Source organism: Tamlana sp. I1 (genome assembly GCF_015355625.1).
GTDB lineage: Bacteria > Bacteroidota > Bacteroidia > Flavobacteriales > Flavobacteriaceae > Pseudotamlana.
The window spans coordinates 202,447-223,324 of record NZ_JACLAF010000008.1 but is presented as its reverse complement, the minus strand read 5'-3'; the positions used below and the strand labels follow the sequence as shown (position 1 = coordinate 223,324).

Annotated in this window: 19 protein-coding genes and 1 tRNA gene; 10 read left to right on the top strand and 10 right to left on the bottom strand. The window is 35.1% G+C overall.

The window, feature by feature from the left end; all coding sequences use genetic code 11:
* Positions 1 to 138: transposase (locus tag H6X70_RS09275; protein ID WP_194767396.1), on the top strand; the 138-nt coding region annotated here is incomplete at its 5' end.
* Here the strand turns inward: H6X70_RS09275 and H6X70_RS09270 are convergent.
* The 8 genes from H6X70_RS09270 to H6X70_RS09235 form a co-directional block, all read right to left on the bottom strand.
* Positions 125 to 373, bottom strand: a complete 249-nt coding sequence (locus H6X70_RS09270; RefSeq protein WP_194767395.1) for a hypothetical protein — start codon at positions 371 to 373, stop codon at positions 125 to 127. The genes H6X70_RS09275 and H6X70_RS09270 overlap by 14 nt on opposite strands.
* A 109-nt stretch (positions 374 to 482) precedes the next feature.
* Positions 483 to 557 (bottom strand) — tRNA-Val (locus H6X70_RS09265).
* A 65-nt stretch (positions 558 to 622) separates the two neighbouring features.
* Complete coding sequence (locus tag H6X70_RS09260) at positions 623 to 1,840, bottom strand: bifunctional folylpolyglutamate synthase/dihydrofolate synthase (RefSeq protein ID WP_194767394.1); 1,218 nt, start codon at positions 1,838 to 1,840, stop codon at positions 623 to 625.
* Position 1,841: 1 nt separating this feature from the next.
* Positions 1,842 to 2,726: an energy transducer TonB gene (locus H6X70_RS09255; RefSeq protein WP_194767393.1), complete on the bottom strand. Its 885-nt coding sequence runs from the start codon at positions 2,724 to 2,726 to the stop codon at positions 1,842 to 1,844.
* Positions 2,727 to 2,728: 2 nt separating this feature from the next.
* On the bottom strand, positions 2,729 to 3,121 hold the full coding sequence (locus H6X70_RS09250) for an ExbD/TolR family protein (protein WP_194767392.1): 393 nt from the start codon (positions 3,119 to 3,121) through the stop codon (positions 2,729 to 2,731).
* A 1-nt stretch (position 3,122) separates the two neighbouring features.
* Complete coding sequence (locus H6X70_RS09245) at positions 3,123 to 3,824, bottom strand: MotA/TolQ/ExbB proton channel family protein (protein WP_194767391.1); 702 nt, start codon at positions 3,822 to 3,824, stop codon at positions 3,123 to 3,125.
* A gap of 103 nt (positions 3,825 to 3,927) precedes the next feature.
* Positions 3,928 to 5,322 carry a sodium:proton antiporter NhaD gene (gene nhaD / locus H6X70_RS09240; protein ID WP_194767390.1) on the bottom strand — a complete coding sequence of 465 codons (1,395 nt, stop codon included), beginning with the start codon at positions 5,320 to 5,322 and terminating at the stop codon, positions 3,928 to 3,930.
* Positions 5,323 to 5,732: 410 nt separating this feature from the next.
* On the bottom strand, positions 5,733 to 6,797 hold the full coding sequence (locus tag H6X70_RS09235) for an anhydro-N-acetylmuramic acid kinase (RefSeq protein ID WP_194767389.1): 1,065 nt from the start codon (positions 6,795 to 6,797) through the stop codon (positions 5,733 to 5,735).
* 95 nt (positions 6,798 to 6,892) lie between these two features.
* On the opposite strand from H6X70_RS09235, the gene H6X70_RS09230 reads away from it, so the two are divergent.
* The 7 genes from H6X70_RS09230 (at position 6,893) to H6X70_RS09200 (ending at position 15,052) form a co-directional block, all read left to right on the top strand.
* Positions 6,893 to 8,035 (top strand): acyl-CoA dehydrogenase, encoded by a 1,143-nt coding sequence (locus H6X70_RS09230; RefSeq protein ID WP_194767388.1) that lies wholly within the window; start codon positions 6,893 to 6,895, stop codon positions 8,033 to 8,035.
* A 128-nt stretch (positions 8,036 to 8,163) separates the two neighbouring features.
* The gene (locus H6X70_RS09225; protein WP_194767387.1) at positions 8,164 to 8,499 is read left to right on the top strand and encodes an arsenosugar biosynthesis-associated peroxidase-like protein; all 336 of its coding nucleotides are present in this window, start codon (positions 8,164 to 8,166) and stop codon (positions 8,497 to 8,499) included.
* A gap of 42 nt (positions 8,500 to 8,541) precedes the next feature.
* The gene (arsS, locus tag H6X70_RS09220) at positions 8,542 to 9,597 is read left to right on the top strand and encodes an arsenosugar biosynthesis radical SAM (seleno)protein ArsS (RefSeq protein ID WP_194767386.1); all 1,056 of its coding nucleotides are present in this window, start codon (positions 8,542 to 8,544) and stop codon (positions 9,595 to 9,597) included.
* 30 nt (positions 9,598 to 9,627) lie between these two features.
* Complete coding sequence (locus H6X70_RS09215; protein WP_194767385.1) at positions 9,628 to 10,122, top strand: rhodanese-like domain-containing protein; 495 nt, start codon at positions 9,628 to 9,630, stop codon at positions 10,120 to 10,122.
* Positions 10,115 to 10,714: a TIGR04282 family arsenosugar biosynthesis glycosyltransferase gene (locus H6X70_RS09210; RefSeq protein WP_194767384.1), complete on the top strand. Its 600-nt coding sequence runs from the start codon at positions 10,115 to 10,117 to the stop codon at positions 10,712 to 10,714. Before H6X70_RS09215 ends, H6X70_RS09210 begins: the two co-directional genes overlap by 8 nt.
* A 161-nt stretch (positions 10,715 to 10,875) precedes the next feature.
* The gene (locus H6X70_RS09205) at positions 10,876 to 13,803 is read left to right on the top strand and encodes a PEP/pyruvate-binding domain-containing protein (protein ID WP_194767383.1); all 2,928 of its coding nucleotides are present in this window, start codon (positions 10,876 to 10,878) and stop codon (positions 13,801 to 13,803) included.
* 4 nt (positions 13,804 to 13,807) lie between these two features.
* Positions 13,808 to 15,052 carry a serine hydrolase gene (locus tag H6X70_RS09200; protein WP_194767382.1) on the top strand — a complete coding sequence of 415 codons (1,245 nt, stop codon included), beginning with the start codon at positions 13,808 to 13,810 and terminating at the stop codon, positions 15,050 to 15,052.
* Here H6X70_RS09200 and H6X70_RS09195 read toward each other — a convergent pair.
* Together H6X70_RS09195 and H6X70_RS09190 are read right to left on the bottom strand one after the other, a co-directional pair.
* Positions 15,036 to 17,858 (bottom strand): Npt1/Npt2 family nucleotide transporter, encoded by a 2,823-nt coding sequence (locus H6X70_RS09195; RefSeq protein WP_194767381.1) that lies wholly within the window; start codon positions 17,856 to 17,858, stop codon positions 15,036 to 15,038. The two genes, H6X70_RS09200 and H6X70_RS09195, sit on opposite strands and share 17 nt — an antisense overlap.
* 14 nt (positions 17,859 to 17,872) lie before the next feature.
* Positions 17,873 to 18,742 (bottom strand): serine hydrolase, encoded by an 870-nt coding sequence (locus H6X70_RS09190; protein WP_194767380.1) that lies wholly within the window; start codon positions 18,740 to 18,742, stop codon positions 17,873 to 17,875.
* 233 nt (positions 18,743 to 18,975) lie between these two features.
* Between H6X70_RS09190 and H6X70_RS09185 the strand changes: the two genes are divergently transcribed.
* Both H6X70_RS09185 and arsM read left to right on the top strand, forming a co-directional pair.
* Positions 18,976 to 19,788 (top strand): purine-nucleoside phosphorylase, encoded by an 813-nt coding sequence (locus H6X70_RS09185; RefSeq protein WP_194767379.1) that lies wholly within the window; start codon positions 18,976 to 18,978, stop codon positions 19,786 to 19,788.
* Positions 19,789 to 19,848: 60 nt separating this feature from the next.
* On the top strand, positions 19,849 to 20,817 hold the full coding sequence (gene arsM, locus H6X70_RS09180) for an arsenosugar biosynthesis arsenite methyltransferase ArsM (RefSeq protein WP_194767378.1): 969 nt from the start codon (positions 19,849 to 19,851) through the stop codon (positions 20,815 to 20,817).
* Positions 20,818 to 20,878: the final 61 nt, after the last annotated feature.

Sequence of the window (20,878 nt, the reverse complement as noted above, 5' to 3'; positions counted from 1 at the left end):
CTAAACTATTTTATTAATAGAAGTACAAATGCTTCTGCAGAATCCTTTAATGCCAAAATTAAAGCTTTTAGAACGCAGTTCAGAGGCGTGAGAAACGTAAAATTCTTCCTCTATAGATTAACTACTAATTTTGCTTAATTCTAAAATCCCACAACTTTTGCTCTTGATCCCTATCCAACCCCAAACAAACGTTAATATTTTTACTAACATATTCAAAAGTTAAATTTTGCGTATTGGTAATGCAGAAAAATGTAGAAGAATAAGGTAAGAATGCATCGAGCTCAATAATCTTCTCGATATGCTTCTCTAATGAAGGCTTATCGTAAGATTTAAAGATTTCTTTATATGTTTCCTGAATGCTACTGCTTATCATTTGTTGAGAGTTTTAAACAATGCTCTTGTAAACTACAATAAAAAAATGAAAAAGGAACATATTTAAAAGCAAAAAACCTGATGAATTATCATCAGGTTTTTAATTTCTGTGGGCGCGAAGGGATTCGAACCCCTGACCCCTTGGGTGTAAACCAAGTGCTCTGAACCAACTGAGCTACGCGCCCTTCTTGTAAGGAGCTGCAAATATAAACTAGTTTTTCACATTGCAAAAGCTTTTTTTAAAAAAATTTTAAATTATTTCTGCTACAACAAAAGTACTTCCGCCTATATAGATAAAATCAGTCGCGGTAGCATGATTTAAGGCCGATTTATATGCTTCATTTACAGAATTATAAGCCTCTCCTTTCAAACCAAACGCATTTAATGTCTGTTTTAAAATAATTTCATCCATGCCACGAGGAATATCTGGTTTGCAAAAATAATATTTTGCTTTTTTAGGTAATAAATGAACAATAGCCCCCAAATCTTTATCATTAACCACTCCGAAAACTAGATGTAGGTCGTCAAAACTTTCTTTAGCCAATTGCTTCATCACATCGGTTAATCCAGCTTCATTGTGTCCTGTGTCGCAAACTACCTTTGGATTATGTCCTAAAACTTGCCATCTACCTAATAACCCAGTATTTTTAACAACATGCGCTAAACCTGTTTTTAAATCTGTTTCAGAAATTACAAAGCCTTTTTCTCGAAGTTCATTCACAGCTTGAGTGACCGTTTTTATATTTTTTGATTGATAGCTGCCAATTAAATCAGAAGTATAAACTTCTTTGACTTGTTGATCGGCAAAAACAATTTTTGAATGATTCTTCTTGGCTAATTCGATAAAAACTGGCGTAGTTTCAGCCTGTGTTTCACCTATAACTACAGGTACATGAGGTTTTATAATACCACCTTTTTCAAAAGCAATAGCATCTAGAGTATTTCCTAAAAACTGTGTATGATCGAGACCTATGTTGGTAATAACCGAAACTTCGGGCGTAATAATATTTGTAGAATCTAATCTACCTCCCATGCCGACTTCAACAACGGCGATATCAACTTTTTGTTCTGAAAAATACTCAAAAGCCATACCAACAGTCATTTCAAAAAAAGACAAGGTATTAGCTTCAAAAAACGGTTTATTTTTAGCTATAAAATCAATTACAAAGGCTTTAGAAACTTCCTTCCCGTTAATTTTAATACGCTCTCTAAAATCCTTTAAATGCGGCGATGTATATAAGCCCACTTTATAGCCAGCTTCTTGTAAAATAGAAGCTAACATATGACTTGTAGAACCTTTTCCGTTTGTTCCTGCTACATGAATGGATTTAAAGTGATTTTCGGGAGAATTTAAATGCTTTGCTAATTTAACGGTGTTCGATAAATCTTTTTTGAAAGCTGTTGCACCTTGCTTTTGATACATAGGAAGTTGAGAAAACATCCAGTCTAGCGTATCGTTATAAGTCATTTTATTCACTTATTTGAAAATTGACACTCACAAAGCCTATTTGACGTGTAGGCGCTTTTGGATCTGCCTTCCATTTATGAGACATTGCAATTTTTTTTGCAGGTTCTAATAAACAGGGTGCTGTATTTGTGGTGCCTTTGTAACCTGGAGTAGCTTCAATAACATTTCCGTTTTGGTTCACAACAATCTGAACTACAACCATTCCAGACTCGTTGCAATCTTGTTTTACCATTTTAAAAGAAGCTTTGCCTCGCCCATTCAAGCCATAGCCTACACCGCCACTTCCAGAACCTTGTCCGCCAAAATAACTAGAAGCATAAGGATTACCATCTAACTGGCCTTTATCCCCTGCTTTGTTATCATTGCCTTCTCCTCCAGTTTCAGAACCTTCAGATTTTTTAACGCCACCAATTAAGGCATCCAGTTTTTTCTTCTTTTCGTCTTGCTCACGCTTTTCTTTAGCTTTTTTTTCGGCTTCAGCCTTAGCTTTAGCATCGGCAATAGCTTTCTCTTTGGCTTTAGCATCTGCTTCAGCCTTCGCCTTCGCTTCAGCTTCTTTTTGCTTTTTTATGGCAATGGCTTCCGAATTATCTTCAGTAAGCACCTCTTCTTTATTTTCTGATGGTTTTGCAGGAGCTGGCTCAGCTTCCGAGACATCGGGCTGCGGTGGTTCTTCAATTTCTTTCGGCTCTGATTTTATAGGTTTTAAAGGTTGAACATCACCTTTCCCTACATTAGAATCACCAAAATTTACAGCCACGCCATACTCTTCTGGTGGATCCATATACTTTGTACCAACCACAAATAAAAGCAGCAATATAATAACGGAAATTAATGCCGTTAGTTTTGCTGAATTCCGTTCGTGACTAGTTTCTAAGTATTTCATTTTTAATTAGGCTTAACCGCTAAAATAACCTTGAATTTATTTCTATTGGCAATATCCATGACCTTAACCACATTTTCTACGGGCACAGATTTTTCGGCACGTAAAACAATGGTTGGTTTTTCTTCGGTGGATAAAAGCGCTAATAATTCGTTTTCTAAAACGCTCTCTCCAACACGTTTTTGATCAATATAATACGTTAAGTCTTTTTTTATGCTAACTGCTATAGACTTCTTGTTTTCAGTTTTCCCACTGGCTTTTGGCAATAAAATATCGATGGCGTTTGTGGTTACTAAAGTAGAAGCAATCATAAAAAATATAAGAAGCAAGAAAACAATATCCGTCATAGACGACATATTGAATTCGGGTGTTACTTTATTTCTTCCTCTAAAGTTCATACTAAGTAGGTTCGTTTAAGTGATCTAAAAACTCTAAAGAGTGTGCTTCCATTTGATACACTACTTTATCGGTTTTTACTACCAAATGGTTGTAGGTTATGTAAGCCACAATACCTACTATTAAACCCGCTACAGTAGTTGTCATGGCCGTATATAAACCGCTCGCTAAAACATCCATTTGAATGCTTCCACCTGCGTTTGCTAATTCGAAAATAGCAAGAATCATCCCTACTACCGTTCCTAAGAAACCAATCATTGGCGCAGCTCCAGAAATAGTTGCCAACACACTTACATTTTTCTCTAATCCGTAGATTTCTAAACGCCCAGCGTTTTCAATCGCTGTATTTATATCGGCCAAAGGTTTTCCTATTCTAGAAACCCCTTTACCAATTAAACGAGACACAGGGGTATTAACTTGAGAACACAACAATTGCGCAGCTTCAATTTTACCTTGGCTCACATAATCTTTAATCTGATTCATAAAATTAGCATCGATTGTTGATGCTGCTTTTATAGCAAAAATGCGTTCAAAATAAATATAAATAGCACCTACTAAAAGTAAAAAAAGGACTAGAATAATAATTTGCCCTGCAGCGCCTCCGCTTGTAATTAATTCAATAATTGAAAGTGTCTTTTCAACCGATTCTCCTTCAGTAAGCACATCAACACCTTCTTGTGCATTTTGTATTAATAAATTCAACATATAGTATTGGGTTTATTGCAACTTAATAACGTTACTTTTTTTGTTAAAGTATGTTCTTACTCGCGAAAACCGTTTTTCGCGAGTAAGAACATTATTTTTTTAATTAAAACAAAGTTCTGGTTACCATAAAGGCAGCCGATCCTACTAAAAATCCAATGGCAGCTAACCAAGAAATCTTTTTTATGTACCAAAAGAAATCAATTTTCTCCATGCCCATCGCTACAACACCTGCTGCAGAACCAATAATTAACATACTTCCTCCTGTTCCTGCAGAAAAGGCTATAAAGTGCCAAAGTTCATTATCTAAAGGCTCATGAAACATTCCTAAACTGGCTGCTACTAACGGCACATTATCAATAATGGCAGAACTCACACCTAATAATAAAACCACCAAATCGGACACCCCTTCACCTGCGTGAATTTCAGTTCCTAACATAGGCATAACCTCTTGTAAAGTTCCTGCGAAACCAAATAAAATACCTAATGACTCTAATGCTGCTACAGCCATTAAAATCCCTAAAAAGAATAAAATACTTGGTAATTCAATTCTAGAAAGCGAATGATGTACTGGACTATGGTGGGCATGTGCATCACTTTCTGATTTATCTACTTTAGTCATGCTAAATCTGGCACTACTATAAATTTCAGCAAATATAGCTACAACGCCTAAAGACAACATCATACCCATATAAGGCGGTAAGTGCGTTACCATTTTAAAAACAGGCACAAAAACAATCGCTCCAAGGCCTAAATACAGCATCACAGTACTGTATTTAGATGTCGCTTTTTCTTCCTCTTCCTCTACGTCTAATTCACCTTTAAATACAGGCATAAAAGACGCTATTAAAGTAGGCACAGCCATACAAAGGAATGAAGGAAGAAATAAATAACCGAACAAATGTCCACTGGTTACTTTTTTCCCGATCCAAAGCATAGTGGTAGTTACATCACCAATTGGAGACCAAGCCCCACCAGCATTTGCTGCTATAATAATTAAACCTGCATAATAAAGACGAACATCGCGGTCTTTTACAATTTTTTGAAGAATTGAAATTAAAACAATTGTCGCTGTAAGGTTATCAATAATTGCAGATAAAATAAAGGCTAAGATGGCAAAAATCCATAATATTCTAACTTTACTTCTGGTTTTAATGAAGTCTTTAATGGTTGAAAACCCGTCGAAATAATCAATAATTTCAACAATGGTCATTGCACCGATAAGGAATACTAAAATTTCGGCTGTTTTACCTAAGTGGTGCAACAGGGTTTCCTCCATCATATGTTTCTTTTCTTCTAAAGAAAAACTTCCAAATGTATCGATTAAAGTGTGCGTAGAAGACTCGAACCAATTTGGAAACATATCTAGCCCTAAAGCTAAAAGTGCCCAACAACTAGCCATCATGACTAGGGCTGGTATTAATTTATCAATCTTTATACTGTGTTCTAATGTAATGGCTAAATAACCACTTACAAATATTAAAATAATCGCTGCTTCCATAAAATATGTTAGTTACTACTAGGTTTGTTTGTTTTAAGGCTGTTTAAAATACGGCAGCACTTATTTCCGTAATTCATGTTTTGGGCTTCAGTGGTTCAAACTATGTTTAAAATAAACTTTGAATAAAGATTGTATGCCAAATTCAACAATCTGACAAATATCCAACCTCAAATAAACTGAACAATAGTTTTTAATACTTCACATTAAAAACCAAGTCTGCTTTATCTATTTTAAACATGATTAATAATCGCTTTAAATCCCACCCTACAAACCAGCTCATAATTAGATTATTACACATCATTAAGACATTTTTTAACCTAAACAAAAGCTAATTCTTCTTTGATTTTAAGAAATTATCAACCGAACAAATATAAAAAACAAAACTCTTTATGCTTAATTTTTTAAGCTTTTTAGGGAAGAAAAATTTTACCTGAACTATGGTTTTTTGAAGCGCCCGTGACACTTTGTAAGCAATTCACTTCATTTCTTAATTTTAATACGCCTAAAAAACCAAAAATAAGGGCTTCTTTAAATTCCAAAACATGACTTGAAGGAATTACAATACTATGTTTTGAGTGCACTTTAAGGCGATTAATTAAATAGCTATTATAGGCGCCACCACCAGTGATTAAAACAGATGCGTGATTTTTAATTTTGAATTCTGAAGCAATTTGAATTGCAATATGCTCTACAAAAGTTCTAAGAATATCTGGCACTTGTAACTGATAGGCATCAATTAACGGAAAAACACATTCCCGAACCCACTCTAAACCAAGAGATTTTGGAAACGCGGCTTTATAAAAATCAAGATGATTCAAATCATTAAGAAGACTTTCGTTTAATTCGCCCTTCGAAGCTATTTGTCCGCCATCATCATAATCAAAACCAAATTTTTCAACATAATGATTCATAACAATATTTACAGGACAAATGTCGTAAGCAATTCGTTTGCCATCTATATCCATCGATATGTTTGCAAAACCACCAAGATTTAGGCAAAAATCGTATTCCGAAAATAACAATTGATCGCCAATAGGCACTAAAGGCGCACCCTGCCCTCCAAGTTCCACATCCTGAACTCGAAAATCGCAAACCACTTTTTGATTAATTAATGCTGCAATTTTTGGCAAATTCCCAATTTGAAGCGTTAATTTTTCGTCTGGCTGATGCAATGCTGTATGCCCATGCGAACAAACAGCATCAATGTGTTGTATTGCATTTTTTTCAATGAAGTTTTTAATCACTTCAGCAAGGTAATCGGTATAATCATCATCAATAGTTTTTAATTCGTCTATTGAACAAGACACTAAATGGCTCAGCTTTTTTTTCCAAGATTCTGGATACGTTACGGTTTCAGCTTTTAGAATTTCGAATTGCCAAACACCATCAAATCGAAAATGGGCTTGAATTAAATCGATTCCATCTAGGGATGTTCCAGACATCACTCCTATTACATTGTATTTTTCTTGCGCCATAACGCTGTAAAAATAGCAAACCGTATTAAATAATTTACATTAAAAAGCTATATTTGTTAGTAATTTTCATAGAAAAAACTAAATAATTACGAATTATGGATTTTAATCTTTCAGAAGAACACATCATGATTCGCGATGCAGCTCGCGATTTTGCTCAAACCGAATTACTTCCTGGCGTTATCGAACGTGATAATAATCAGCATTTTCCAGATACGTTAGTCAAAAAAATGGGCGAACTCGGATTTTTAGGTGTTATGGTAGATCCCAAATATGGTGGTAGCGGTATGGATGCGATTTCCTATGTACTTATAATGGAAGAGCTTTCTAAAATTGACGCTTCGGCATCGGTAATTGTTTCAGTGAATAATTCTTTGGTTTGCTACGGCCTTGAAACCTATGGTACTGAAGAACAAAAAGAAAACTATTTAACAAAATTAGCTACTGGCGAATTTCTTGGTGCCTTTTGTTTAAGCGAACCCGAAGCTGGCAGCGACGCAACATCGCAAAAAACAACTGCCATAGACAAGGGCGATTACTATTTACTAAACGGTACAAAAAACTGGATTACAAATGGCGGTCGTGCCGATGTGTATATCGTTATTGCACAAACAGACCGCGATAAAGGATCGCACGGCATTAATGCTTTTATTGTTGAAAAAGGCACCGAAGGTTTTCATATTGGCCCTAAAGAAGACAAATTGGGTATCCGCGGAAGCGACACCCACACCCTTCAATTTAACGATGTGAAAGTTCCGAAAAAAAACAGAATTGGCGTTAATGGTTCTGGATTTCGATTTGCTATGAAAACCCTTTCTGGCGGCCGAATTGGTATTGCCGCACAAGCTTTAGGCATTGCTTCAGGCGCTTACGAATTGGCATTAAAATATTCCAAACAACGTAAAACTTTTGGAACCGAAATTTGCAACCACCAAGCCATTGCTTTTAAATTGGCCGATATGGCCACCGATATTGAGGCTGCTAGACATTTGGTTATGAAAGCGGCCTGGGAAAAAGACCAAGGCGAAAACTACGATTTCTCTAGTGCGATGGCTAAATTATTTGCTTCAAAAGTCGCGATGGAACACACCGTTGAAGCAGTACAAATACACGGCGGAAACGGTTTTGTAAAAGAATATCATGTTGAACGATTAATGCGCGATGCCAAAATAACACAGATTTATGAAGGTACTTCCGAGATTCAAAAAATAATCATTTCCAGAAGTATTATTAGGGATTAACCTTTTTATACATCCTAAAAAACTAAACTACGGTTTCTATTTCCAACAAATAAAACCGTAGATTTTGTTATGTTGCTTTAGGGTTTCCGACTTAAAATTTTAGTTTTACATCTTGACAAAAACAGATTATGCAAAAAACATATTACGATCCAGCCGATTTAAAGAAATTTGGAAATATTAGCGAATGGAATAAAGAATTAGGCGATAAATTTTTTGAATACTACAGTAAAGTTTTCGAGGAAGGCGCTCTTACCGCTCGTGAAAAAGCCTTAATCGCTTTGGCTGTTTCTCACACTGAACAATGCCCGTATTGCATAGACGCTTACACCAAGGACACACTACAAAGAGGTGTTACTAAAGAAGAAATGATGGAAGCCATACATGTTGGTGCTGCCATTAAAAGTGGAGCTACTTTAGTTCATGGTGTACAAATGATGAATAAAGTGAATAAACTTGAGATGTAAATTACCAAGCACTTTTTCAACCCTTAAAACCTTCAAAAATTAATGGCTACAAAGTCCTTAAATAAACGCGAAAGCGAATTAGCAAAAAGCGAAAAACAACTTGAAATTTTAGCGAACGGCATTTTTAAAAATGGCGAATTACCAACTTTTAAAGCTAAAATTTCCGAAACGCATCAATTTCCGCTTAAAGCGAAAAAACTAGAGATTCTTCAAATTAATTTGGGCTATATGTGCAACCAAGTTTGCGAACATTGCCATGTAGATGCAGGTCCAGATCGCAAAGAAATTATGACCACCGAAACCATGCAGCAATGTTTGGAGGTTATAAAAAATACAGGCGCGCATACTTTAGATTTAACCGGAGGGGCTCCAGAAATGAACCCGAATTTCAGATGGTTTGTTGAAGAAGCATCAAAAGCTGGCATCAAAGATTTTATTGTACGCTCGAATTTAACCATTTTAAAGGCGAATAAAAAGTATAATGATTTGCCTGAATTTTTCAAAAAACACAAAGTTCATGTGGTGAGTTCCATGCCGCATTGGACTCGTGGAAAAACAGACAAACAACGCGGTGATGGTGTTTTCGATAAATCTATTGAAGCTTTAAAAGACCTCAACGCTATTGGCTATGGCATGCCAGAAAGCGACTTAAAACTCGATTTGGTTTACAATCCTTCGGGCGCTTTTTTACCTGGCGACCAAGCTTCTATGGAAAAAGACTTTAAAAAGGCATTAAAAGAGGATTTCAACATCAATTTTCATCATTTATTTGCGATTACGAATTTGCCGATTTCGCGTTTTTTAGACTATTTAATAGCTTCAGAAAACTACGAAGATTATATGTATGCTTTGGTTGAAGCTTACAACCCCAATGCGGTAAAAAATGTGATGTGCACCAATACGATTTCAGTAAGTTGGGACGGTTATTTATTCGATTGCGATTTTAATCAAATGCTAAAACTTCCTGTAAATAGCAAGGTTAAGCACATTTCAGAATACAACGAAGCGCTTTTGGAAGGTCGAAATATTTCAATTTCTCAGCATTGTTACGGCTGTACCGCGGGCGCTGGCAGCAGTTGTCAAGGTGTTGTTGCATAACATTCCTGCGAAGACAGGAATCTAAATACTATGAAAAACCTAATTTTAGCCATTCTATTTTTATTTTCAGGAGTAGTGTTTACACAAAATTCGATTGACAAACTTTTAATAAAACACAACAAAGAAAGCGTTCCTTATATTTCGACAGATTCATTATCGGCGATTCAAAACCATACCATTATTTTAGATGCACGCGAACAAAATGAATACAACATCAGTCATTTAAAAAATGTCATTTATGTAGGCTATAATTATTTCAATTTAGAAACTATTACCCCACTAATTCCTAAAAAAACTTCTGAAATTGTAGTTTACTGTTCATTAGGCATACGTTCTGAAGACGTCGCTGAAAATCTAAAAAAAGCAGGCTACCTAAATGTAAAAAATTTATACGGTGGCATTTTTGAGTGGAAAAACAACAATTTGCCCATTTATAATTTAAAAAACACAGAAACAGACAGCATTCATGCGTATTCAAAACCATGGAGCAAATGGCTAAAAAACGGCATAAAAATCTATGAATAAAGACCTCGTTATTGTATTTGTAAAAAACATAAAACCCGGACATGTAAAAACGCGGCTTGCAAAAACTATTGGAAACGATGCTGCAATTACCATTTATAAAGCCCTTTTAAACATTACCGAAACTGTTACCAAAAAACTTGAAAGCGATTTACTCATAGCATTTTCAGAACATATTGATGACAACATCTGGGCACACTCAAACAAAACTGTTCAACAGGGTGGGGATTTGGGCGAACGCATGAAGAATGCCTTTCAAAATGGGTTTAACAAGGGTTATGAACGCATTATTTTAATCGGTTCCGATTTGCCCAATTTAACGGCTAATCACATTAATTCCGGTTTAGAAAAACTTAAAAAAAACACCGCAGTTTTCGGTCCTGCAGAAGATGGCGGCTATTATCTAATTGGACTAAGCCAGATGCAACCTTATATTTTTGAAAACAAACCTTGGAGCGAAACCCATTTGCTTGAGCTTACCCTTACCGAACTGAACAAAAAACAAGTCCCTTTTGCAACGCTAGACACTTTAAACGACATTGACACGATTGAAGATTTAATACAATTTCCAGAACTATTTAAGCTTATTTCTTAATAATAACCCTGCTTTATTTCGTTAACTTTTCACCGTAAAAAAAATCTGTTAATGAAATCCTAAAAAATACTTACTTTTACAATAGATTAAAATTAATATATTTATTAAATTTTAGTCTATCATGCGTTATTGCTTAACCCTCTAAAATCCCCTAATTGGATATGAAATTACGAACCATTAAAAAATTAATCCAACAAACCCTCTTTCTAGGTTGCTTAATTGCTAGTCAACACGGTATTTCTCAAGAAACGGACTTACCTGTTGAAAAAATTAAATCACAAATTGAAGCCTACAAACAAGACGTTAGAGGTCCTTACCACAGAATTAAATGGTATTGCGACGATGGCACAATCCGCGAACCGAAAGATCCGTGTCCAAATTCCATTGGAGGTATACAACATGCCAGTCTTAAAACTGAAGTAGAACAGCTAGGAAAAGACCACCACATTTATTTTAGCAACATTTTGGCTCAAAATGAAAATGAAGCGTTCTGGGATCGCGAATGCAACCACAGCCGATTAAAACAATACCAACTTGTAAAATATTTACAAAGTATTGATAACGGTTGGATTTACAGACGTGGCCAGTTTTACCGCGGTGCCATGCAATCTGAAGACGAACAAAATTGGGGTATCAAATTCTACCAGTGGCTATTAAAAAACGATATTTTTATAAAGGGTCAATTCTTTTTACTGAAACAATCGTTAAATGATATTCCGCATTCTGGAGACACCAATTTAGCGCAGAAAATGCGAAGTGAATCGAAAGTTTTAGCTGATGAAATTTCATCATTTATGAAACTTAGAATTAAAATTCACGGCAATCCTGAAAGAAGAGATATCGCTTCTGTAAAAGATTATATTTCTAAACATAATTCAGGCTTAAGTGCTTCACAAAAGAAAGAATTTGAAACCTTATTAAACACCATGCAAGAGTACTACAAACCTCTTGACATTAAAGACATTAAAGGTTTAATAAGCAAAATTTCAAACCCGCATAAAACGAAATTAACAGAGTTACTAAACGCTTATAATGACGATTTATCTTCAAAAGATAAAATTGAAGCTTTAGCTCCTGTACTTATGTATATTAGAGAACATTTTGATGGGTTTAGCACAGCAAACGACAAATTATACAGCCTAGATATTTCGAATAAAATTGATAAAACGATATTCCAAAACTCTCAGGAATGGACTCCAAACACCCTAGACCAATTGCTAGAAAAAATTGATGTTCTTAGCAATGTCGCTGCTTCAACTGGTTTTATAGAACTTTGGGAATACGAAAGAGTAAAACCTGTTTTAACGCAATACAAAAACAAAAAGCAATTAACTATTGCCGAATTAAACGACATATTAACCACTTCTAGAAGTGTTGTAGAGTGGAGCTCGGGGATGGTAAAAGCCAATTATGGAGAAACAGTTGAAACGTACTCGCAATTCGCACCGCTTTCTTATGGTTTTATTGATGATAAAATTCGTTCGTCTGTAGCTTTAGATTTAGGAAACAGTGTAGCGCTTTTAGGGAAATATATTTCTGAAAAATCTTCAATTGAAAATGAAGTGGTAGGCGTTTCTAAACAAGCTACCATTCGCGGTTTAAATCCTGGATATGCTTTTGGTGAACTAGTTGTAGTTGAAGGTTCTATTGAAAATATAGACTTTTCAAAAGATAAAATTTACGTTTTCAACAGACCACCTTCTGGATTAAAGCCAGTAGCTGGAATTATGACAGTTTCTGAAGGAAATTTAGTATCGCACGTACAATTATTGGCGCGTAATTTAGGGGTTCCTAACGCAGCGCTTTCACAAGAAAACCTTGACGATTTAACCAAATACAACGGTAAAAAAGTATTTTACGCGGTGTCTTCTAAGGGTAATGTGATTTTGAAAACGGAGGACAAAATGACTTCAACAGAAAAAGCGCTTTTCAGCAAAAAAGAACGTAGCACCAATAAAATTACAGTTCCTGTTGATAAAATAAAGTTAGACCAAACCGACATTTTAAACATGCGTGAGGTGGATGCTTCCGATTCGGGAAAACTTTGTGGACCAAAAGCAGCTAACTTATCACAATTAAAACACATGTTTCCTGACCACGTTGTTGAAGGATTTGTAATTCCATTTGGAATTTTCAGAAAGCATCTTGACAACCCTATGAAGGGACAAAATATGACCTACTGGGAATATTTAAAACAAACCTATCAAGAATGTGAAAACATGAAAAAGGCTAATAAAACTGAAAATGAAGTAGAAGCCTATCAGTTTAGTCGTTTAAGTGTTTTAAGAACGGCCATCATTAACATGGATTTAAACCCTGATTTTATTGCCCAGTTACGTGAGCATTTCAAAAAAGCATTTAACAAACCTATTGGTGAAACCCCAGTGTTTTTAAGAAGTGATACCAATATGGAAGATTTAAAAGAGTTTACAGGAGCAGGCTTAAACTTAACCTTATTTAACGTGTTAACCGAAAAGAACATAATAAATGGTATTAAGGAAGTTTGGGCATCTCCATACATGGAAAGAAGTTTAAAATGGAGACAAAAATATTTACTAAACCCTGAATATGTTTTCCCATCAATATTAGTAATTCCTGGAGTTAACGTAAACTATTCTGGTGTGGTTGTAACTACAGGAATTAATGCAGGTGGCGAGGACGATTTAACCATTGCTTTTAGTAAAGGTGCTGGTGGCGCTGTTGATGGCCAATCGGCTGAAACAAGAATGGTATCTTCAAATGCCGACCTATTATTATCGCCATCAAGAGAGCCTAGCTATTTAAGTTTACCAAATACAGGAGGCACAAAGGTAGAATACACCACATTTGAAAAGCCTATTTTATCAGAAAAAAACTTGCAATCTATACGTGATATGGTAAAGCAGGTTCGTAAAAAAATGCCTGAACAAAGTGGCTCGGATTACAGAGGACCTTACGATATGGAAATGGGCTTTAAAAACGACAAACTTTGGTTGTTTCAAATACGTCCTTTTGTTCAAAACCAAAAAGCTTCCAGCTCGGAATACTTAAAATCGATTACACCTAAAATTAATTACAAACAGCACATTGATCTAAATTCAAAAATTTAAAACTATGCAAAAATTATTATTCCTTGGTATAGGACTCTCCCTTGGTATTTTAAGCCTATACCCTATAGACGGTTATAAAACCACAAAAATTGCCCGTTTACTTTATGTTGAAAAGGCAGTAAATAGCGATAAACCTTATAAACGAATTCCGGAAGGTGCGCTTTTAAGCATTAATGACATTAAACTAAACTTAGTGTCTTGTAATGGCGAAACTCCAGAAGCCCTTTTAAAAGAAGACCCTGAGTTTAATGACCAAATTAGAAAAGTAATTCCTCATGGAAACTATTCGTTAACAGCTTTAGACATCACAGACCCTAGCCACTTAAAGTATGCTGCTTACAACGAAGACAAAGGCTATCAGCCTGGAAGTGTTGGGAAATTAGTGGTATTAAATGCTTTTTTCTCTGAGTTAAAAAAACTTTATCCAGACTCATGGGATAAAAGAACCGACCTATTACGAAACAAAAGAGTGGCCTCTGGTATTTTTGGAACAGGCGACCACCATACCATTCCTGTTTATAATATTGAAACGGGCAAACAAGTAAAACGCAAAGTGGTTGCTAATGATGTTTTTTCTTTATATGAATGGCTAGACCACATGGTTTCTGTTAGTAATAATGGGGCTGCAACTGTAGTTTACCGCGAAGTAATGCTTATGAATCATTTTGGTAAAGATTACCCAAAACTTACTGATGAAGAAGCATTAAACTATTTTAAAGAAAATCGTCATGACACCCTAACTAACCGTGCTCACCGTGTTATTAATCAACCATTAAGAGATATTGGGATTAGTGAAGACGAATGGAAATTAGGTGGTATGTTTACGCATGCATCTGCAAAATACGTAGGTAGAAAAGGTGGCAGTAGTGCCACTCCAAAAGGACTAATGAAATTTTTAGTACTTCTAGAGCAAGGTAACATTCATGATAAGGAAAGCAGCTTAGAAATGAAACGTCTTATCTACCTTACCGACAGACGTATTCGTTATGCACAATCACCAAAACTAAATGATGCCGCCGTTTACTTTAAATCTGGAAGTTATTACAAATGCGACCGTAATAAAAACCCAAATTGTGGCGACTACCAAGGCAATGTTTTTAATTACATGAATTCTGTAATTATCGTAGAACACCCGAATGGTAAAAAATACATGGTTTGTTTAATGACTAATGTATTAAACAAAAACTCGGCTTGGGAGCATCTTGACCTTGCCAATAAAATTGACGATATTATTAATGTGAAAGCTTAATAGTTTCAATTATTTGATGAGCCTTATTACAAATAGCCGAATCTTTATGATGGGTTAATTGTTTTAAGGCTTTTAAATAAGCTTCCTTTTCTTCTAATAAAGAAACCACGTTTAAAGTTTCCTTCTTTATTTCAACATTTCCGTCTTTAAGCAACGTTATTAAGCACTTCGTAGAATTGTTTAAATCAATATCCGCATCGACTAAATCGTTTAGATCGCGTTCTTGAACAAAATGATTTTCAATTAAAGGCATTAAATCCGACTTTAGGCGAACGCTTAATATGTTGTCTAGAAATTCAATAGAATTCACCTTAACAGACTCCGATTCATCTTTCAATCCAAAATAAGCAATCTCCATATCATCTTCATTTAATACCAAAGACAGTACTTCAAAAATCACATTCATACTACAATCCAATTCTTGCTGTAGTAGATTAATTAACTGCTCTTTAGCAATATCTAAGGCTGTATTTTCTTTACCAGAATTTAAATCGGCTTGCACCAAGGTTTTCTTGAAAATTAAACGCTGAATATAAAATTCACATTCTTTAAGCACAGATTCAAATATTCTATCCTTATCCAGTTTAATACCTGCTTCATTAAAATGTAAATGCACCATGGCTTTTGCGGTTTCCAATCTAACAAAAGGGTCGCTAGATATTGCTAAACGCGTCAATACTTTTAAAGAATCTTTGGTACGCAAAGTAACCATAACCATGGGGAAATATTTTCTAACTTTAATATCAAAAGGGTCGTAAATATCATGTTCTAAGATGTATTTTGGCACAGCATTTCCAAAATCTTTTAAAGCTTCCAAAACATAGCCTCTTAATTCTTCGTGCTGTAAAAGATTTAGTAAGGTCCCTATAAATGGCGTATGTTTAGAAAACCCTGCAGCTTTGATAGCATATTTTAAAATAAAGGTATTATCACCCGATAAATAGCTTTCAATAAATTCAAAATACTTCGGATTTCTCGTATAACCTAAAGTCACTAAAAACTCGGCGATTTCTTCTTTTGGATGTTCAATAGCAGGTTTTTTAATTTCAGTAATACGTTTTTCAATACGGTTATAAAGCTCGTATTTCTTAGCTAAGTATTTGTTATCTACAGCCAATTCTGCAAGACATAACAAAGCGGAATCTGCGATATATTGCTTATGATGGTCTAAATATTTTTTGAAGAATTGTTTATCGTCTATACTTGTATGCAATAACATGTATTCCATGGCTTCGTAAACGATTTCTGGATCTGTATTTGTTTCGATAAGACGGCTTATCTTATCGGCTGCCGTACCATGTTTAAAGAAATAGATTTCTTTAATTGCAGCTGCTTTTACTTCATTTGAGGGATGGTCTAGAAGTTTAATAATATGTGGCTTATGCGCATCTATAATAGAATCACCTATGCTATCAAGTAGTGCTACAATTTCTTGCTCGGTACCTGTATTAAGAATTTTTATTACAGAAGCCTGTATTGCTTTTTTACTGCTTTTTAAACCATCAACTTCATGGCTACCAATGGCATTTAAAATATTAGATTTAAAAGTATCGAAATAAGCGCTTTTTAACTGATAAATTAAGATAATCCAAACAAACAAAAAGAACAAAATAATAACCGTGATGTAATGCGAATGCAAATCCAATTGCTTAACAACAAAAATTAGCATAAACCCTGCAATACCTGTGGCAATACTATCTACAACCACATCGATAAACGACTTGGCTTGTTTTTTATCTTCATAAGAAATAGGCATAATAGAAAGCTCAACCGATGCTTTATTTATAGATTGTTTAAAACTTCCATCGACACCTTTAAGTAAAATAAGCACCCATAATTCTGGAAAAACTAAAAATAAAAGACAACCTAAAGCAATACCTAAAGGAAGCAACAACAAGCTAGAAGTTACCCCTAGCCATGCCAAAAGGCGGTTGGTTAAAAACAACTGAATAACTAACGACACCACATTAAAGGTTGAAAACCAAAACCCGAAAAAAGAAGCTAACTCGTCAGGATCGGAGATTTTTATTTGAGCAAAATCGCTAAACTGATAATCGACAAGCTTAGCCATAATAACCGAAACCCCTACAGTTAAAGCGAGATAAGTTAAATGCTTCGATTTAAAAATTAGTTTTACAGCAGATATGTGTTTTTTGGGCTCTAGTTTTAAATCGCTGCCCGTAGCTAGATCTTTAGTATTGTGTAGCCTGTGATTCCATACCCAAATAATAATTGGGATACAGAACAAGATTAATGCTGCTGCCAAAAGAATTACATATATATTACCTAAAGTTTGCGAAATTAAGGTGGTTAAATACCCTCCTAGAATACCTCCAAAAATAGCACCAGAACCAATAAAACCAAATAATCGCTTGGCTTCTCTAGCATTGTAAACCATGTTGGCGATAATCCAAAATTGCGATGCGACCAGCACTCCGAAAATAGAAACGCTTAAATAATAAGCATAGAGTACAAAATCGCTAGTTAACTCATTTTTTAGAATATAAGCGAGCAAGACAAAACACAAGCTAAAAAACATAAGCGTTGCAATAGCTATCGTTTTAATACTAAAAAAACGCAAGGAACGGTCGTAAAAAAAGGAAGTTAAAACCGCTGTAATTGCGACAAGTAAATATGCATTGGGTAACTCATCTGCACCTAAATCCGATAAAAAAAGTGCATTTATGGTAGGTTTTACTAATAGCAAAACAGTAATTACAATGCAAATATACAACTGCATAAGAAAGGTGATTCTAAACTCACCATCTCGCATGTTAAAGGTTTTCTGAATAAGATTTTTTATCATGTAGTCTTTCTAATTTATTGAGAACATTTTAATGATTTAGACATTTTTAACACTTTCTCTACAGGCTTAACTAGGTTTCTAATAATTTGCTCCCCTTTACTGTCCTCAATTAAAGCGATAAGAATATAGCGTCTGCTAGGTCCCCAAACTAAAACCGAATCGGAATGGTAGTTTTTCCAAGAGCCAGATTTTCGATACAATTTAGCGTTTGGTGCAATATCTCGCAATGTATAAACAAATTTATGTCCTAATAAAGGGTCTTTTAAAATCTCAAGCATTTCTGCCGAACGCTTAAAATTTATTAATTTACCGAAGACCAATTGATAATAAAAATTAGAAGCTTGATAGGCTGTTGCTGCATGACTTAAGCCTTTTATAGGATCTGGATAACGTGCTCCTGCAGCCGCATAACGTTTACCAACCCATAATCCGCCACCTGTTCCAGCATTGTATAAAGAGGAGTTTGCGTTTCGTAATACTTTTTCAATTCTTTTATAGCCTACCAAATCTATCATACGCGTTGAAGCCGCATTATTCGATTTACTAATCATTAATTTTAAATCTTTCCTAAGCTCAGGCGTATCTTTAACATCACCTTTGTCAATAGCATCCATAACCGCATACAATACTGCTATCTTAGGCAGGCTTGCCGCATACATCATATTGTTTTCATTAATGCCAGCAAACTTAATGTCGTGTGTGCTTAAATCAACCAAACCAATAGCCATTTTTTTGTTAGCCATCAACGATTTCCATTTCTTATTCTTGGATAACTCTGCTTTTAAATTCCTTTCAAGAGCCTTACATTTGTTTGTGCTTAATTCTGTAACTTCAGCTTTATGAATAGGTAAAACATTTTGAGCTTCTACCATAGAAAAAATCATAAAAAACAGTATGGATAAAACAAATTTAAATTTTAGAGATCTCAAACCAATAAGGATTTAGTTAAACGATGGATGCAAATAACACCTTTGTATCTGCGTCTGTTACTAACAAATATAAAACAAATTATACCTCGAAAGGGATTGCGTAGCCACAAAACAAAATGATTTTTATTTTACATAAATTAACAAACCGTGGTATCGCAAAAACATAATACTTTTAAAACGATTACTTTATGATTAATCAAATAGAAAAAACTACCGAATATTTAATTGAAAAAGGCTTTGATAAACCTGAAATTGGCATCATTTTAGGCACCGGATTAGGCCAATTACTAAATGACATAGAAATTATTAAAGAAATAAGCTACAATCATATTCCCTATTTCCCAACTGCAACTGTAGAGTTTCACAAGGGAAAATTAATTTTCGGGATGTTAGAAGGCAAAAAAGTAGTAGTTATGCAAGGCCGTTTTCATTTGTATGAAGGTTACACACTTCAAGATGTAACTTATCCCGTGCGCATCATGGAAAAACTAGGCATTCATACATTATTGGTTTCTAATGCTTCTGGAGCTATTAATTTGAATTTCAAAAAAGGCGAACTCATGCTTATTGAAGATCATATTAATTTACAAGGTAGCTCGCCCCTAGCCTTTAACGGCGTTGAAAAAATGGGCGAACGTTTTGTTGATATGAGCGCCCCATATGATGCCGACATCAATACAAAATTTAAAGCCATAGCTAAGAAAAACAATATTACGCTACATGAAGGCGTATACGTTAGTGTTGTTGGGCCACAATTGGAAACCAGAGCCGAATATCGCATGCTTAAAATTATAGGTGCCGATGCTGTTGGCATGAGTACGGTTCCGGAAATTATTGTAGCCAACCACCTAAATTTAAAAGTGGCAGCCGTGTCAGTTTTAACAGATGAATGCGACCCAGATCACTTAGAACCTGTAAAAATTGAAGAAATTATTGCCATGGCCTATAAAGCCGAACCCGAAATGATTACTTTATTTAAAGAGCTAATAAAGAATCTTTAGGACCTAGTTGACTGTTGGACTTTGACTATTGACACTTTACAAAAAACCATTAACAAAAAAATGAGCTATTTAGATACCACACACAACGTTTATAAAGAAGCCGCATTAACACCAGATGTTGGTTTATGCTGCACCACAAATCCTATTTGGGAACTGCCAGGATTAAAAATCCCGAAAATTATGCAAGAAATGAATTACGGGTGTGGTTCTACAGTGCATGCTCGCGATTTAACAAACAATCCTAAAATGCTTTATGTAGGTGTTGGCGGTGGCATGGAATTACTACAATTCGCCTATTTTAATCGCCAAAAAAACGGAGTTATAGGTATTGATGTGGTTGATGAAATGCTAGAAGCTTCTAGAAAAAACTTTATAGAAGCAGAAGCACAAAACCCTTGGTTTAAAAGTGAGTTTGTAGATCTGAAAAAAGGTGATGCTATGAATTTACCTGTTGAAGATAATAGCATTGATGTGGCTGCGCAAAATTGTTTGTTTAATATTTTTAAGGCTGAAGATTTAAAACAAGCCATAGCCGAAATGTACCGCGTATTAAAACCACATGGTAAACTGGTAATGAGCGACCCTACTTGCGAACAACCTATGAACGACACTTTGCGTAACGACGAGCGCCTTCGTGCATTATGCTTAAGCGGAAGTTTGCCTATTGCCGAATACGTAAAAGCCCTTACCGATGCAGGTTTTGGCACCATTGAAATTCGCGCTAGAAAACCGTACCGAATTCTCGATCCTAAAAATTATCCAACGAAAGAATTAATTTATATCGAATCGATTGAAGTAGCCGCTATAAAAGACCCAATGCCAGCAGATGGCCCTTGTGTTTTCACAGGAAAAGCGGCTATTTACTACGGTGAAGCAAATTATTTTGATGATAAAAAAGGCCATGTTTTACTTAAAAATCAGCCTTTAGCGGTTTGCGATAAAACGGCTGCGGCTTTAGCAGACTTAAATAGAGATGATATTTTTATTAGTCCGTCGACTTTTCATTATGATGGTGGTGGGTGTTGTTAATTCCTGCGTAGACCCTTCAGGTTATAGAAACAGAAGTGTTCGGAACACAAAAATTTAATTA